The sequence below is a fragment of the Corallococcus sp. RDP092CA genome, from assembly GCF_041903675.1.
Lineage (GTDB): Bacteria > Myxococcota > Myxococcia > Myxococcales > Myxococcaceae > Corallococcus.
On the sequence record NZ_JAYESI010000040.1, the window covers coordinates 51,471 to 66,870 of the forward strand.

The 15,400-nt window shown below is 69.5% G+C and carries 10 protein-coding genes; 7 read left to right on the plus strand and 3 right to left on the minus strand.

All coding sequences use genetic code 11. The features are described from left to right. Window positions 1–51 precede the first annotated feature (51 nt). Entirely contained in the window at window positions 52–2,496 is a 2,445-nt protein-coding gene (locus U8525_RS30520; protein WP_374270225.1) for a transglycosylase SLT domain-containing protein, read from the minus strand. A 110-nt stretch (window positions 2,497–2,606) separates the two neighbouring features. Between U8525_RS30520 and U8525_RS30525 the strand changes: the two genes are divergently transcribed. The 4 genes from U8525_RS30525 (at window position 2,607) to gspC (ending at window position 8,290) form a co-directional block, all read left to right on the plus strand. Beyond that, entirely contained in the window at window positions 2,607–4,850 is a 2,244-nt protein-coding gene (locus U8525_RS30525; RefSeq protein WP_374270226.1) for an ATP-binding protein, read from the plus strand. 68 nt (window positions 4,851–4,918) lie between these two features. Continuing rightward, window positions 4,919–5,608, plus strand: a complete 690-nt coding sequence (locus U8525_RS30530; RefSeq protein ID WP_374270227.1) for a zf-TFIIB domain-containing protein — start codon at window positions 4,919–4,921, stop codon at window positions 5,606–5,608. A gap of 123 nt (window positions 5,609–5,731) precedes the next feature. Continuing rightward, entirely contained in the window at window positions 5,732–7,249 is a 1,518-nt protein-coding gene (locus U8525_RS30535; protein ID WP_374270228.1) for a M35 family metallo-endopeptidase, read from the plus strand. Window positions 7,250–7,423: 174 nt separating this feature from the next. Continuing rightward, the gene (gene gspC / locus U8525_RS30540; protein WP_374270229.1) at window positions 7,424–8,290 is read left to right on the plus strand and encodes a type II secretion system protein GspC; all 867 of its coding nucleotides are present in this window, start codon (window positions 7,424–7,426) and stop codon (window positions 8,288–8,290) included. Window positions 8,291–8,294: 4 nt separating this feature from the next. Here the strand turns inward: gspC and U8525_RS30545 are convergent, their stop codons facing one another. Then, window positions 8,295–10,253 (minus strand): ABC-F family ATP-binding cassette domain-containing protein, encoded by a 1,959-nt coding sequence (locus tag U8525_RS30545; protein WP_374270230.1) that lies wholly within the window; start codon window positions 10,251–10,253, stop codon window positions 8,295–8,297. Window positions 10,254–10,509: 256 nt separating this feature from the next. On the opposite strand from U8525_RS30545, the gene U8525_RS30550 reads away from it, so the two are divergent. Next, the gene (locus tag U8525_RS30550) at window positions 10,510–12,132 is read left to right on the plus strand and encodes a serine/threonine protein kinase (RefSeq protein ID WP_374270236.1); all 1,623 of its coding nucleotides are present in this window, start codon (window positions 10,510–10,512) and stop codon (window positions 12,130–12,132) included. Between the two features lie 71 nt (window positions 12,133–12,203). Here the strand turns inward: U8525_RS30550 and U8525_RS30555 are convergent, their stop codons facing one another. Further along, complete coding sequence (locus tag U8525_RS30555; protein WP_374270231.1) at window positions 12,204–12,368, minus strand: hypothetical protein; 165 nt, start codon at window positions 12,366–12,368, stop codon at window positions 12,204–12,206. Window positions 12,369–12,877: 509 nt separating this feature from the next. On the opposite strand from U8525_RS30555, the gene U8525_RS30560 reads away from it, so the two are divergent. Further along, on the plus strand, window positions 12,878–14,497 hold the full coding sequence (locus U8525_RS30560; protein WP_374270232.1) for a Tox-REase-5 domain-containing protein: 1,620 nt from the start codon (window positions 12,878–12,880) through the stop codon (window positions 14,495–14,497). Between the two features lie 12 nt (window positions 14,498–14,509). Further along, entirely contained in the window at window positions 14,510–15,271 is a 762-nt protein-coding gene (locus U8525_RS30565) for an immunity 52 family protein (RefSeq protein ID WP_374270233.1), read from the plus strand. Window positions 15,272–15,400: the final 129 nt, after the last annotated feature.

Genomic DNA, 15,400 nt, shown 5'->3' on the forward strand with positions numbered 1-15,400 from the left:
CTCCCCCTCCACAAAGAATGCACGAATTCAGGCTTCAGCCAGGATTACACACTAACGCGACGCGCTGGGCATCACCGGCACCTTGGGCGCGCGGCCGTAGAGGAGCTGGTAGGTGTTGTACGAGCGCAGCACGCGCTTGATGTAGCCGCGCGTCTCCGCGATGGGGATCTCCTCCACCCACGCGTCCAGCGGCAGGTCCGGGTTGGCGGCGCGCCAGCGGTTCACCGCGCCGGAGCCCGCGTTGTAGCTGCCCACGGCGTACGGGGTGTGGCCCTTGAACTGCTTGATCAGCCCGCCCAGGTAGTGCGCGCCGAAGCGGATGTTCAGCTCCGGCTGGAGCAGCGCGTCCACGGTGAACTTCTTCACCTTGAGGTCGCGCGCCACGCCCTTCGCCGTGGACGGCATGAGCTGCGTGAGCCCCATGGCGCCGGCCCAGGACAGGGCCTTGGGGTCCAACGCGCTCTCCTCGCGCATCAGCGCCTGGAGCAGGTCCGGCTCCACGCCCGCGGGCGCGGTGTGCTTCTCGATCAGGTCGCGGAACGCGTTGGGATAGGCCACCTCCCACACCGGCCGCGTCTGCGCGGTGATGCGCCCGCTCAGGTCCTTGCGCAGCGCGAGCCGCGCGATGGCATGCGCCGACCGCGCGTCGCCGGACTGCGCCAGCACCATGACCAACAGCCGCATGGACTCCGGCGGCTGGTTGGCGCGGTTCACCAGCATCAGCTCCGACGACACCGAGTCCGCGAAGCCCAGCCGCAGCAGCTCCACGCCCGCGCGGAAGTGGGGATCCTCCCCCATGGGGCCCGCGAACATCGGCCAGGGGCTGGCCGCCTCCGGCACGTCGAAGATGGAGGACGCCACGGCCTCCAGCCGCTTCGGCTCCAGCTCGCCCAGCTTCGTGCGCGCCATCAGGCCGTAGTACGTGGCCGGGTGCTCCACCGCGAGCTTCTCCATCAGCTCCACGGCGCCCTGGAGGTCGCCGCGCTCCTCCAGCGTGCGCGCCCGCCAGTAGCGCGCGCGCTCCACGTCGTAGGACTCGTCCGCGTTGGCGAACTGCTCCTCGATGCGGTCCAGGAAGGAGAAGCCCCCGTCCTCCGCCTTGGACGTGCGCGCCACCCAGAAGGCCTTGAAGAGCGCCTCGCCCAGGAAGTCGCCCTTGGGGTACAGCCGCGCCACCTCATCCAGGCGCGCCATGGCCTCCTTGGGGCGGTTCGTCTTCACGTACAGGTCCGCCGCGTAGAAGAGCGCGTCGTCCGCGAACGAGTGGTCCGGGAACTCCTTCGCCAGCCGCTCGTAGGTGTCCGTGCCGCGCTGCTGATCCACGATGGAGCGCGACGAGCCCAGCACGTACAGCGCGCGGGCCAGCAGGTCGCGGTCCTTGCACTGCTCCACCACCGGCGTGAGCACCTGGATGGCGGCCGTGTGCTGGCGCTCCTTGCGCTGCCCCTTGCCGAACGCGAAGTGCGCGCGGCACGCGAGCGCGTCCGGCAGCTTCAGCGTCTTGAGCATCGGCTCCAGGATGGCCATGCCCTGCTTGTTGCGGTGCGCCTCGATGAGCGCCTCCGCGCGGCCCACCCGGGCCTCCACCGGCGGCGGCTGCCCCTTGAGGCGCTTCTCCACCTGCTTGACGATGGGCGACAGCGGCTGGGCCGCCCACAGCCTCCACAGCGCGGCCTTCTCCGCGGCCTTGTCCTTCTTCTCCACCGCCAGGTCCGCCGTGGCGATGAGCGCCTCCGCGCCCACGTTGCGGCCCCAGCCCGTCATGGCGCGCTGGGTGAGCGGCGCCAGCGCCGCCATGGCGCCGTCGTAGTCCTTCTTCTTGCGCAGCACGCGCGCCAGGCCCAGGCGCGCGTCCACGTACATGCGCGAGCCCTCCGGCACCTGCTGGAAGCTCTCCGCCGCCTCGTCCAGCCGGCCCTGGGACTCCAGCGCCACGCCCGCGTGCGTGAGGCAGCGGTCCTTCAGCGCCGGGTAGTCGTTGGCCAGCGCCGCCATCTCCGTCGCCGCCGCCTTGTCGTCCCCGGCCCGCACCGCGGACAGCGCGCGCAGGTAGCGCACCGGCGGGCTGCTCCCTTCGCCCTCCAGCAGCGCGCGCGCCCGCGTGTACTGGCCCTTGTCGAACGCGTCCTTCGCGTCGCGCTTCTTGCCGTCCGCGAAGTACGGCGTCAGGTCCTCCAGCCCGTAGCGGCGCCCGCGGTGCACCACAGGCGTGGGCGGCACGAGCCCCGGGAAGGCCGGGTTGAACACCTGCACGTAGCCCACCGGCAACGGCACCTTGTCCGCGTCCGGCGGCGGCGTCAGCTGCGCCTCCGACGGCGCGCTGTCCGTGCGCACGGCGGGGGCCTCATCCGTGTCGCCGGTGGCGGAGGCCGCCGGGGCCTGAGCCGGGGCGGCCCGCGCCGCCGGGGCGGAGCTGGGGTCAGCGGGAGCGGGAGCCTGCGCGGACAGCAGCGCCGCGGAGGCGAGGAGGGCGAGATGCTGGAGGGACACTTTCATTCGCGGGGGCCTCGAGGACCCTGGGTGATGCGCTCGGGCACGCCCGAGGACAACTGGGGATGGTTGGAAAATTTCCAGCCCCGAACAGAGGTTAGACTGTCCGCCTGCACATGGATATCCGCACTCAAAGCGCACTGCTCGCTTCCATCATCGGCCTGGCGCTGGGCGTGTCCATGTTGTTGCGGCCCGGACGCCCCCGGGTCCTCACGCTGTACTCCGTCTTCACCCTGACGGTCGCCGGGTACTACCTCAGCCTCTTCTTCCACAGCATCTTCCCCCCGCAGGACTACCCCTGGGTGTCCCGCATCGCGCTCGGGGCCACGGTGCTCGTCGTCTCCCTGGTGCCCGGGGCGGCGGTCGCCTTCTTCCTCGAGTTCCTGGGGGTCAGCAAGGGGGCCCACCAGGTCGGCCGGCGGCTCGCCCTCCTGTCGGGCGTCCTGGGGCTGACCGTCGCCGTTACGCCCCTGGCGGACAAGGCATGGGCGCGGGTGGCGATGGGCGCCTGGGTGCTGGGCACGCTGTTCACTTCGGTGTCCCTGCTGGTGCACCGGGTGCGCACGACGGAGTCGCGCATCGAGCAGTTCCGGCTGGCGTACCTGGCCATTGGCGCGGGCGCGGCGGTGCTGTTCAACGGGCTGGACTTCCTGTCGCGCAACGACATCCCGTTCCCCACGCTGGGGCCCGTCTTCGCGACGCTCTACCTGTTCTTCCTCGCGCAGACGCTGTTGCGGCTGCGGCTGATGGACCTGCACGAGCTGCTCGGAAAGATCGCCTCGCAGACGGTGCTGGCGATCATCCTCGCCTCGGTGTTCACCGTGCTGACCGCGTGGGTGGACGAGAACACGTCGCTGTTCGTCTTCAACACGGTGGTGGCCGCGTTCGTCATCCTCATCCTGTTGGATCCGCTGCGCACCAAGGTGGAGGAGATGGTGGTGCGCATCTTCTTCCGCGAGCGCTTCGCGCTCCTGGGCACGCTGGGCGCCCTGCGCGTGCGGATGGCGTCCGTCATCGAGATCTCAGAGCTGGCGCGCGTGGTGCTGGACGCGCTGCACGAGACGGGGCGCGTCACGCACGCGTCGGTGTACCTGATGGCGGAGGACCGGCCGGGGTACCGGCTGCTGGACTCGCGCGGCCCCCCGCCGGTGCCGCTCCTGGACACGGCCGCCGCGCGCGGCGTGCTCTTCGCGGTGGCCAGCGGGCAGAAGGCGGTGCTGCTGGAGAACATCGAGCGGCGCATCTCCGTGATGCGGGTGCAGGCGGTGGAGGGCAAGCGCTTCCGCGACGAGCTGAAGCGGCTCAACGACACGCGCGCCGCGCTGCTCCAGATGAAGGCCGGCATCAGCGTGCCGCTGATGGGCAACGACCGCGTCATCGGCTTCCTGAACCTGTGGGACGAGCGGGTGCCGGAGGCCTACGCGTCGGACGAGATCGCGCTCATCCTGGAGGTCTCCGAGCGGATGGCGACGGTGCTGGAGAACTCCAAGCTGTACGAGAAGATCCGCGAGCGCGACCGCCTCGCCGCGCTGGGGGAGATGGCGGCGGGCCTGGCGCACGAGATCCGCAACCCGCTGGGAGCCATCAAGGGCGCGGCGCAGTGCCTGGACCCCAAGCGGCTGCCGGGCGAGGAGGGCGAGTTCCTGGACGTCATCGTGGAGGAGGTCAACCGCCTCAACGGCGTGGTGACGGCGTTCCTGGACTACTCCCGCCCGCTGAAGCAGAACTTCGGGCCCACCGACCTCAACGAGGTGGTGACGCGCACGATGCGGCTCATCCAGAACGACATGCCCGCCTCCGCGGAGCTGGCGGTGGAGCTGGATCTGCGCCTGCCGCGCACGGAGGGCGACGCGGAGCAGCTCAAGCAGGTGCTGATCAACCTGGTGCAGAACGCGGTGCAGGCGCTGGGGCCGCAGCCGGGCCGCATCACGGTGCGCACGGAGAAGCCGGAGCGCTTCGGCGACCTGCGCAGCGCGGGTGGCGAGTTCGTGGAGGTGCGCGTCTCCGACACCGGCCCCGGCATCCCGGCGGACCAGCAGCCGCACATCTTCGTGCCCTTCTTCACGACGAAGCAGAAGGGCACGGGCCTGGGGCTCGCCATCTGCCAGCGCATCGTGAAGAACCACGGCGGCAGCATCAGCGTGCAGAGCAAGATGGGCGAAGGCACCACGTTCATCATCCGCCTGCCGGCGCTGCCCGTCGAGGCGACGGAAGGCGCGCTGCCGGAGGGCACGCCCGTGCCGCCCACGCGTCCCTCCCAGACCGCCCTCCCCGTCCCGGAGGAGCTGCGCGACCCCGCGGCCGCCCCGAAGACGTCGGAGCCCAAGCCGAAGAAGGAGAAGCGCCGCCGCGCGGGCTGACGCTCGCGGAAAAAGGCGGCCGGCCGGCATCCCGTTTCCGGGAAGGACCCGGTAGGCTGGCGGACGCCATGCAGGCGTGCCCCTTCTGCCAGACGACGATGCGCAGCGCCTACTCCCGGGGGCTGGTGCGCGACGAGTGCGGGGCCTGCGGGGCCGCCTGGTTCGAGGAGGAGATGCTGGCGAAGGTCGTCGGCGCTCCGACGCTGAAGGCCGTGTTCGAGCAGGCGAAGGGCAAGCCGGGGCGATGCAAGGGCTGTGAGGCCTCGCTCCAGTACGTCCCGGGCTGTCCGTCCTGCGGGCGTCAGGCGCCCACCTGCCCCACGTGCGGCAACGCGCCGCTGCCCATGGTGGAGCTGCGGGACGTGGCGGTCGATGTCTGCGGGAAGTGCCGGGGCGTGGCCCTGGACGCGGAGGAGTTGGCCCGGCTCCAGAAGGCCTCGGCGCCGGAGCCGCCGCCCCCCGCCGCGGACTTCGAGCACGAGTACGACCCCAAGCGGAGCCTGAGCCTTCTGCCCAAGGTGCGCGTGGGGGACGTGCCGTCCTGCACGACGTGCGGCCGGCGGCTGGACGTGCGCTACGGGTTCGTCTGGGAGGAGCGGCTGTACTGCGGGAGCTGCGCGCCGGAGGGCTCCGCGCCGTACACGGACGAGCTGACCAAGGCCCAGCCCAGTGAGACGTATGGCCGCCGCGCCCGGCACCTGAACAACAGCGCCGCGGAGTCCGCGGTCGTGTGGTTCCTGTCGAAGATCTTCAAGTAGCCGCGCGGCTGTAGCGCATCCGGTTACAGATCCGCGCTCCTCACGACGCATTTGTCACATTGATAAACACATCCAGGTTGTTGCACCCTGCCCAAGCACTGAACCCACGCAGGGAGTAGCTGGATGAAATGGATTTGTCTCATCGTGGCCGCGCTCGTCGCGACTCCATTCCACGCGAACGCCAGGGAAGCGCTTGAAATCAAGCTCACGTCCAAGGTGACGCGGTTTCCGGCGGACACGCCCGTGGACGTCACGGTCACGTTCACCAACGTGTCGGGCAGTCCGGTGCGGATCCTCGGCTACCACACGCCGGTCCTCGAGGGCATCGAGGCGGACATCCTCACCGTGTCGCTGGGAGAGAAGCCCGTCGAGTACATGGGCCGGCTCTACAAGCGCGCGGCGCCCACGGACAGCGACTACCTGACGCTGAAGCCGGGAGAGAGCGTCTCCGGCGTCGCGTCCCTCTGGGACAACTACGACCTGGCGGTCTCCGGGACCTACTCCATCCAGTACAAGACGGAGATCTTCACGCCCCAGTCCGACAAGCCCCTCGCTGTCTCCAATGTCCTCACCCTGGACATCGAGGGCCGGGAGCCGCGTCCCAACCCGGACGACCTGGAAGGCGAGACCAAGAGCGTCAGCGGCAACAACGAGAAGTTCAAGAAGTGCAGCGACTCCGAGAAGAACGACATCATCGCCGCGCGGCAGCATGCCTTGAACTACGCGGATGACTCGTATGACTACCTGGTGGCGGGGAACGTCACCTCCCGCTACACCACGTGGTTTGGCGCCAATGACAGCTCGCGCTACAGCACCGTCCGGGAGCACTTCCGGAAGATCCGGAACGCCATCGATGACGAAGACATCAAGTTCTACTGCAACTGCAACAAGAGCGCATATGCCTACGTGATTCCCTGGGAGAACTACAAGGTCCATCTCTGCAAGGCGTTCTGGACCGCTCCGATGACGGGCGGTGACTCCAAGGCCGGGACGCTGATCCACGAAATCAGCCACTTCTGGTGGACCGCCAGCACCCGCGACATCGAGTACGGGCACAGCGCGTCGCAGAACCTGGCCGCGACGAAGCCGGACAAGGCCATCAAGAACGCGGACTCGCACGAATACTTCGCCGAAGCCACGCCCTACGGCTCCTACAACCCGTGCGCGCCGACCGTCACGTCGCACACGGGCGCGCCCATCACCGCGAGCTGGGACGGGGCGAACTGCCGCGTGATGGACGTGCCCGCCGGGCTGACGGCGTTCATCTACAACAACGCGTACTACGTCAACGCGCTCCCCGGCACGACGTGCCCCGCGCCGTCCTCGTGGGACACCGCGAACTGCTACATCCTCCCCTACCCCTCCTGGAGCACCAGCTACTTCATCTGGTCCGGGAACCTCTACCTGACGCCCGGCCCTGGCAACGCGTGCCCCGCGCCGTCGACGTTCGACGGGGCCAACTGCTACGTCATGCCGCTGCCCTGGGGCTCGACGCCGTTCAAGTACGCCAACAACCTCTACATCACGCCGACCCCCAACTGTCCCATCGGTGGCTATGACGGCGCGCACTGCCTCGTGGGCACGGCGCCCGCCAGCCGGACCGCCTACATCTGGGGTTCGTCGTTCTATTACAGCCACTGAGGAATGACGGACACCGTGTCATGACGGGTTGTCATTGCTTGCGCCGCGCTCCCTGACACGAGGTCCAGGGACGGCGCGAGCGCCACGGCTGCGCCCTCTGGGGCGGCCTCTGGCCCCTGGCTTGCTCAAGGCCTCCCTGTTCCAAACAGGGAGGCCTCTTCCGTGAGCCATGTCATGCAGCAGAGGTCCGCGCAGGGCCTGTTCGTCCTGCTCGTCTTTTCGTGTGCCCTGACGGTCGCGTTGACTCTGAATCAGGTGCTCGCGCAGCTCGTGATGCCTGGCCTCCGGGACGGTGGGGCCGCGGCCCCGGGGCCGTCGAGCGCTCCGCCCGCGCTGGCGCTGGATGGGACGCGGCAGGCCCGGCTGACGGGGCTCTCGTCCGTCGCCAGCGTGGCGTTACCTCCGGAGCCGCCGCCGGACCTCCGCCGGAGCACGCTGGCGCTCCGGTTGCTGGGCACCCTGGTGGCGCAGGATCCCCGGTGGTCCATGGCCTCCATCCATGAGCTTCCCGCCGGCAGCGCGCGCAGCCTGATGATCAGCGACGTCATCCAGGGCGCCCGCGTCTTCGCGATCGAGCGGGAGCGGGTCCTGCTGCTGGTGGACGGGCGGCTCGAGTACATCGACGGCTTGGGGACCGCCCCGCCTGTCGCGGTGAGCGCCCATCCGGGGGCCGCGCAGCCAGGAGGTTCCGACCTGGGCCGAGGCATCCGCGAGACGGGCCCGGACACCTACGCCGTGCCCCGCGAGGACGTCGCCGAAGCGCTCACGCACCTGCCCGAGCTGTCGATGCAGGCCCGGGTGGTCCCCGCCTTCAAGGACGGCCGCCCCGTGGGCTTCAAGCTCTTCTCCCTCCGCGACGAGTCGTTCTTCTCGCGGCTGGGGCTGCGCAATGGGGACGTGCTCCAGCGCATCAACGGCCTGGACCTGGACAGCCCCGACAAGGCGCTGGAGGCCTTCACGAAGCTGCGCGACGCCCGGCGCATCGAGCTGCAGCTCGAACGCGCCGGTGGCCTTGTCCGGAAGGTCTTCGACGTCCAGTAGGCCCTTATGCCTGCGCCGCCGCCAGCTTCTCCTGCGCGGCCTCCCACCGGGCATAGAGGTCTTCCAGCTCCTCCTTGCCCGTGCGGTGCGCGTCCATCAGCGGCTTCGCCCGGGCGAAGTCGTTGTAGAGCACCGGGTCCGCCAGCTGCGTCTCGCGGTCCTTCTGCTCGGCCTCCACCTTCGCGATGCGCTCCTCCAGCTTCGCGATCTCCTTCTTGATGGGGCCCTCCACCACGGAGCGCCGCTGGCGGGCCTCCGCCTCCATCCGCTTGCGGTCCTTCTCCGACACCGGCCCGGTGGCCGCCGCCCCCTTCCCGTTCGACGCGCCCGTGTCCGCGCCCTCCGCCGCCAGGCGCAGCTGCTCCTGGTGGTAGAGGTACTCGTCCAGGTTGCCCGGGTGCGACGTGAGCTTGCCGTCCGCCACCTCCCAGACGTGCGTGCACAGGTTGTTGATGAAGCTGCGGTTGTGGCTCACGAACAGGAGCGTGCCGCCGTACAGCTTCAGCGCCTCGATCAGCATCTCCGACGAGTCCAGGTCCAGGTGGTTCGTCGGCTCGTCCATCAGCAGGAAGTTGGACGGCACCAGCAGCAGCTTCGCCAGCGCCACGCGCGCGCGCTCGCCGCCGCTCAGCACGCCGATGGGCTTGTCCACGTCATCGCCGCTGAAGAGGAACGCGCCCAGCACGCCGCGCACGTAGCTCTCCGGCTTGTCCGCCGCCAGGGGCCGGACCTCCTCGATGATGGTGTTGCGGCGGTCCAGCTTGTCCGCGTGGTGCTGCGCGTAGTAGCCCACCACCACGTTGTGCCCCAGCGCCACCTGGCCGCTGTCCGGCGCCAGCTCGCCCGCCACCAGCTTGAGCAGCGTCGTCTTGCCCGCGCCGTTCGCCCCCACCACGGCGATGCGCTGGCCCCGCTCCAGGCGCGCGCTCAGCCCGTCATAGACGGTGAGCGGGCCATACCGCTTGCTGATGCCCTCCATCAGCACCACGTCCCGGCCGGAGCGCTCCACTTCCGGGAAGCGGAACTTCATCGTCTGGCGCTCCTCCAGGACCTGGACCTTCTCCAGCTTGGCCAGCATCTTCGCGCGGCTCTGGGCCTGCTTCGCCTTGGTGGCCTTCGCGCCGAACCGGTCGATGAAGCTCTGCAGCTCCGCGCGGCGCTGCTCCACCTTCTCCGCCCGGGCCTGGAGGAGCACCATCTCCTCCGCGCGCTGGCGCTTGTAGTCCTCGTAGTTGCCGGCGTACTCGCGCACGCCCTCCATCTCCAGCGACACCACCCGGTTGATCTGCCGGTTGAGGAAGTCGCGGTCGTGGGAGATGAGCACCATCGCCTTGTTGGAGCGGCGCAGGAACCCGTCGAACCACGCGAGCGTGGGCACGTCCAGGTGGTTCGTGGGCTCGTCCAGGAGCAGCAGGTCCGGGTCCTGGAGCAGCAGGCCCGCGAGCGCCGCGCGCATGCGCCACCCGCCGGAGAGCGCCTGGGTGGGCTTGGCCAGGTCCTCGTCCTTGAAGCCCAGGCCCTTGAGGATGCGCTCGGCGTGGTGCCGGCCGTAGCGGTTCTCGAAGTCGTCCAGCTCCGCGTGGAGGTCCGCCAGCGTCTGCGCCAGCTCCAGCTGCTCCTCCTCGTCCGTGGTGGAGGAGAGCGCGGATTCCGTGTCCTTCAGCCGGGCCTCCAGCGAGTCCCGGCCGGGGACGGTGCTCATGACGGCCTCCACCACCGTCCCCTCCGGCAGGCCGGCGATCTCCTGGGGCAGGTAGCCCGCCCGGGCCCGGCGGCTGTACTGGACGGTGCCCCCGTCCGGCTGGCTCACCCCGGCGATGATCTTCATCAGGGAGGACTTGCCCGTCCCGTTGGCCCCCACCAGGCCCACCCGGTCCCTGGGACCGAGGGTGAAATTGTCCTCGTCGAAGAGGACCTTCTTTCCGTAGGCGAGGCTGATGTCCTGGGCGATGACGAGGCTCATGGCGGAGGGGGGAGATAACAGCCGGCAAGCCCTACGGGAACGGTCCTGATGCCTGCCTGACCGCCCAGGGAGCACATCTCCCCGGTTGGGCAGAAGGCGGGGCTTGCCTATACTCCCGCCACCCATGGCTGCTCCCTGCCCCCACTGCGGTAGTACCGAAGGTCAAGATCACCTGTGCGCGGCGCAGAGTCTCCAGCTCCTGGGCCAGGTGCTGGACGGCCGCTACAAGATTGAGAGCGTCCTGGGCCAGGGCGGCATGGGCATGGTGTTCCGCGCCACGCAGACGTCCGTGCAGCGCCCGGTGGCGGTGAAGACGCTCAACCCGTCGCTCGCGGCGGCGCCCCAGTTCTTCGAGCGCTTCCGCCGCGAGGCGGAGATCGCCAGCCGGCTGCGCCACCCGAACGTCATCACCATCTTCGACTTCGGCCGGGCGGCGGACGGCACCTGCTACTACGTGATGGAGCTCCTCAAGGGGGAGAGCCTCAAGGAGCTGGTGAAGCGCGAAGGGCCCCTGACGCTGCGCCGCGCGGTGAACCTGCTGGAGCAGGCCACGCTGGGGCTGGCGCACGCGCACGAGGAGGGTTGCGTCCACCGCGACCTGAAGCCGCACAACATCATGGTCCAGGCGCTCGACGGGAAGGACTTCGTCAAGGTGCTGGACTTCGGCCTGGTGAAGGCGCTGGAGCAGGACGAGGAGGAGCAGCTGACCTCCACGGGCCAGGTGCTGGGCACCCCGCAGTACATGCCGCCCGAGCAGGCCGGCGGCGAGTCCGTGGACCAGCGCTCCGACCTCTACTCGATGGCGGGCGTGCTCTACTTCTGCCTCACGGGCAGCTCGCCCTACGGCGCGAACACGGTGCGCAAGGCGCTGACGGCGTCGCTGACACAGCCGGTGCCCCCGGTGAACAGCAAGCGCCAGGGCGCGCCGGTGCCGCCGGAGCTGGACGCCTTCTTCGCCAAGGCGCTCGCGCCGGAGAAGGAGGACCGGTACCAGAACGCGCAGGAGTTCATCGACGCGCTGCTGGACGCGGTGGAGGGCCTGTCCCCGGAGGAGTTGGACGCGCACCCCACGGGAGGCACGCCCGGTGCCGAGCGAGGGACGGGCAGCCGCAGCCGGGCGGGCTCGGGAAGCCGGGCGGGCTCAGGGAGCCGGCTGGGTTCGGGCAGCCGCGCGGGCCGTGCGCCGGCCACGGGCAGGACGGGCTCGCGCGTGGGCCTGGCTCCGCCCCGGGGGACCACGCCGGCGGGAGCGCAGGCCCCCGCGCCGCGCGGGACGTCCAACGTGAGCGGCGCGGCGCCGGCGGCCGCGAACAGGCCCCGTCCGCCCGCCCCCCGCGCCGTGGAGCCGGAGCTTCCGCCGCCGCCCAAGGGCATGTCCGGGGGCGTGAAGGCGGCGCTCATCGGCGTGCCGCTGCTGCTGATTGGCGCGGGCGTGGCGGTGGTGATGACGCGCGGCGGGGGTGACACGGCGCCGACACCGCCGCCCGTGGCGATGACGCCTCCGAAGGCGCCCGTGGAGGCGCCGCCGCCCACGCGGGTGCAGGAGCCCCCGACGACGCCTCCTCCGGCGGCGCTGCCGCAGGACGTGACGGTGGAGTTCACCTCCACGCCGTCCGGCGCGGCCATCTTCGATGGCGACGTGCAGATTGGCACCACGCCCACCAGGCTGCTCATGCCGCGCTCCAAGGCCACCGAGCTGCGCTTCAAGCTCGCCGGACATCAGGACCAGGAGAAGACGCTGGACTACAGCCGGCTCGCTGACACGGCGGAGCAGCGCGTGAACGTGCGGCTGGAGCCGGTGCGCGTCGCGCCGCCGCCCCGGCCCACGAAGCCCGTGAAGCCCGGTGGCAACGACCCAGGCATCGGCGTGTTCGAATAGCCGGGCAGCGGGTTCGATTCCCTCCGCCTCCACTTGAACGGGCTCGTAATCCTCAGGGGGTACGGGCCCTTTCATTTTTGCCCCATGGCCGTTGCCCTTGTATCGCCCCACGCCAGCCAAAGCGTGTCGAGGATTTGAACCACGTCTCGCTTCACCTCGGGACTGAGCTGGGCATAACGGTTCGTCATCTCGATGGTCGCGTGCCCCATCGGTTCCTGGATGACCGTCAGCGACACACTTGGTGACGGTGTCCGAGGATTGCTGGTTGTCCACGGAGCGCTGCATCCTCACGGCCCGGGAGGTGCGGCGACTGGAGGAGGAGAACGCAGAGTTGCGCCGACAGTCCGCCCGCGTGCCCGTGGTGGCGGTGCTGGTGGCCGTGGCACTCGGAGCGGACGCGGGCTTCGCGGCGGCCCGACTCGCAAGGCGAGGTAGCCGCGCCTCACCTGTAATGGAGGCCTCGACGACCTTCCCAGACGATGGGGGTTTCCTCGCCTGGTAGGGTGTCGCGCTGGAGAGCCTCCGTTGCCGCGACTTGCCGCCCTTCTCGTCCTGTTGCTGAGGACTGCCGTCCCTGCCCACCCCACCCCCGCCTCCCGCGAGCGCCAGGAGCAGCGCATCTCCCTTGTGGCACTTCCTCGAGGGGAAGCTGTACGCGACGGACCAGGGGGCACGCTGCTGTTCCCCACGGCGGAAGGGACGCTGTGGCCGGGAGCCTTCGCCTCGGTGGGCCTGGGGGTGGACGATGCGCGCTAGCACGTGGCTGTTGTTGAGCGTGGCCCTCCTCTCCACCGGGTGCGTGGGAGGGGTGGGGCCCGCGCGCCGGGGCTCCTTCCAGCAACGCGCCGGGGCCTTGCCCTCGTATTCAAGCCCTGCGGACGGAAGGGGCTCCGCGCGCGCAGCGCCGTCCGCCGAGGAAGACGACGACGAGGACGAGCGCACCCACCGCCGCCGCCCCACGCGCGTGCCGGCAGGGACGGCCCTCATCACCACCAGCCAGGGCGAGCGGACGCGACTGGTGGTGCAGATGGGCCTCCTAGAGGTGGACGCCTTCGAGAAGTTGCTGGTGCTCGCGGGCCTGGACGACCTGGACGAGCTGCCCCTCCGGCACAACCCCTTCACCCAGGACGATGCGGTGGAGGTGCTGGGCCGGCTCATGCAGAAGCCGGTGACGCTGGGCTCCTTCCCGCCGCGCATGGCGGCGGGCTTCCTGCTGCGCGAGGTGCTGGAAGGCGGCGAAGTCTCCCGCGAGGAGCTGCTGCGCCGGGTGAAGCGCTTCAGCCGCGAGCAGGTGGCCGTCCTCCGGCCAGACGGCTACCTCGCGTGGGCCCTCGATGGGCGCACCCAGCAGAAGGTGGCGCCCGTCGAGTGGAAGGACGGCGCCTTCCGAGCGCACGGCTTCGAGCTGGGGCGCTTCTACAGCGGCAAGGGCGGCGTCTTCCGCGTCGTGGACGCTCGGCTCCAGGCTTCGGACTGGCGGCCCCTGGCCGAGGTGTACGACGACGGGGACGTCGTCAACCGCTCGCTGGACGGGGCCGAGGACGCCTTCGTGGAGCTGTACTACACACTGGGACAACTCCTGTCCCGCCCCGTGGACAGCATCGCGGCGCTGGGCAACCTGCCGGCCGGCTTGGCGGCCCTCATCTCCTCGTCCCCTGCGTACTGGGAGCGCTTCCAGTTCATGACGCAGGGCGAGCAGATTCGCGAAGTGGCGCGGCTGGCAACAAGCGTGTTCGCCACCTGGGGCACGGCCTCGACGACGACGCGGACCCTGAAGGGACTGGCGGTGGGGGCGGAGGCCACGGTGCCGGTGCTCTCACTGTCAGCGGAGGGCGTGCTGGCGTTGGAGCGCGTCGCGGTGCCAGCAGGGCGCGCGGCATCGGTGTTGAGCGGCGGGCCCGGGGCGGCCATCATCCTTCAGCGGGCCAACGCCGCCTCGAAGGGAGGAGCGCCTGCCCAGGGGCCTGGGCAGTGGGGGCCCGCGAACGAATCGATGTCCGCGCGTGCCCGGCGCTACCAGGAGCAAATCACCGGGCATTCGGCGGATGAGGCGTACTGGGTCGGTGGCGTGGGCCCCAACAGCGGAGGCGTGAAGTTCGATGGGTTCAAGGATGGGGTGCTGCTGGAGGCCAAAGGGCCAGGCTATGCGAAGTTCTTCGAGGGACTGGAGCCCAAGGAGTGGTTTCGCCACTCGGGTGATCAGGGACTCATCGACCAAGCTCAAAGGCAGCTCAGTCGCGTTCGGAGTACGGGCACCCCCATCCAGTGGCATGTTGCGGAGATGCGCGCCGCGGATGCCATTCGCCTGTTGCTCAATGAAGCGAAGATCAGGGGAATTGAAGTCGTGCACACGCCTGCACTCTGAGGATATCTACCAGTGACCATCACTCCCGCACCGGAGAATTATCCTGAGACCTACTACGCGGGTGCCTATTGGGGCGCGCGCAAGGAGTCGCCCGAGGCTTGCGCTCATCGCACAGCGGCCTTTCTCAACCTCCTGGCAGCGTGCGACCCTTTTCTCGCGCATTGGTACAAACCCTCCAAGTCACGCAAGGACGCGCGCGCGCCCCTGATGCCTCCCGATGTGCCAACCCTCACCGAGTTGTTCCGGCGCGGTGTTAACCGTGAGCCTGGAGGGCCAGCTATCGAGGAACTGGGCTTTCGCTTTTCGTTCGACAATGGAGGGGCCACTGGAGATTGCGCAACGATGCGCGTCAATGGCGGCATGAACTCGGATGCAGTTCCCAACCATTGTGTATTGACCATGCCGTGGCGTGGCTCCAATGCGGACAGGGTGCTCACCGTGTCGGTGCTAACTAAAGTAGTTCGCATCATGGTGCGTTCATGGGAACCAGACTGGGCGTTCGCCACGTCGAGCGCATACGAGCGACAACAACGGGAGCCCGACACGACGCCCTTCTCCCTGGGATGGATCACTTACCTCTCGCGCCGCATCGGCACGGTCCCCCCACTACCTGCCCCTGTGGCCATCGAGCAGGTAGAAGACAAGGGCACGCTGATCGTCCTTACCCCCGAGCGCTTCACTGTGAGCAATCCGAAGCACGTCGCGCTGGCCGAGCGGGTGCGAGAGTTGCTGGACCGAGCAGGGCTGTTGAAGCCGCTCCAAGCTCAACCGTAGAAGGGTCTGGCTCCCATCCTGATCACGCAGTCCGGTGGACCTGAGCACGCAGGGGGGCGAGCGTGAGAGCCATGGCGGCGTCCCAGCGCGCGGAGAGCACCAGGGCACGGAGGTCGAGCACCTCCTGAC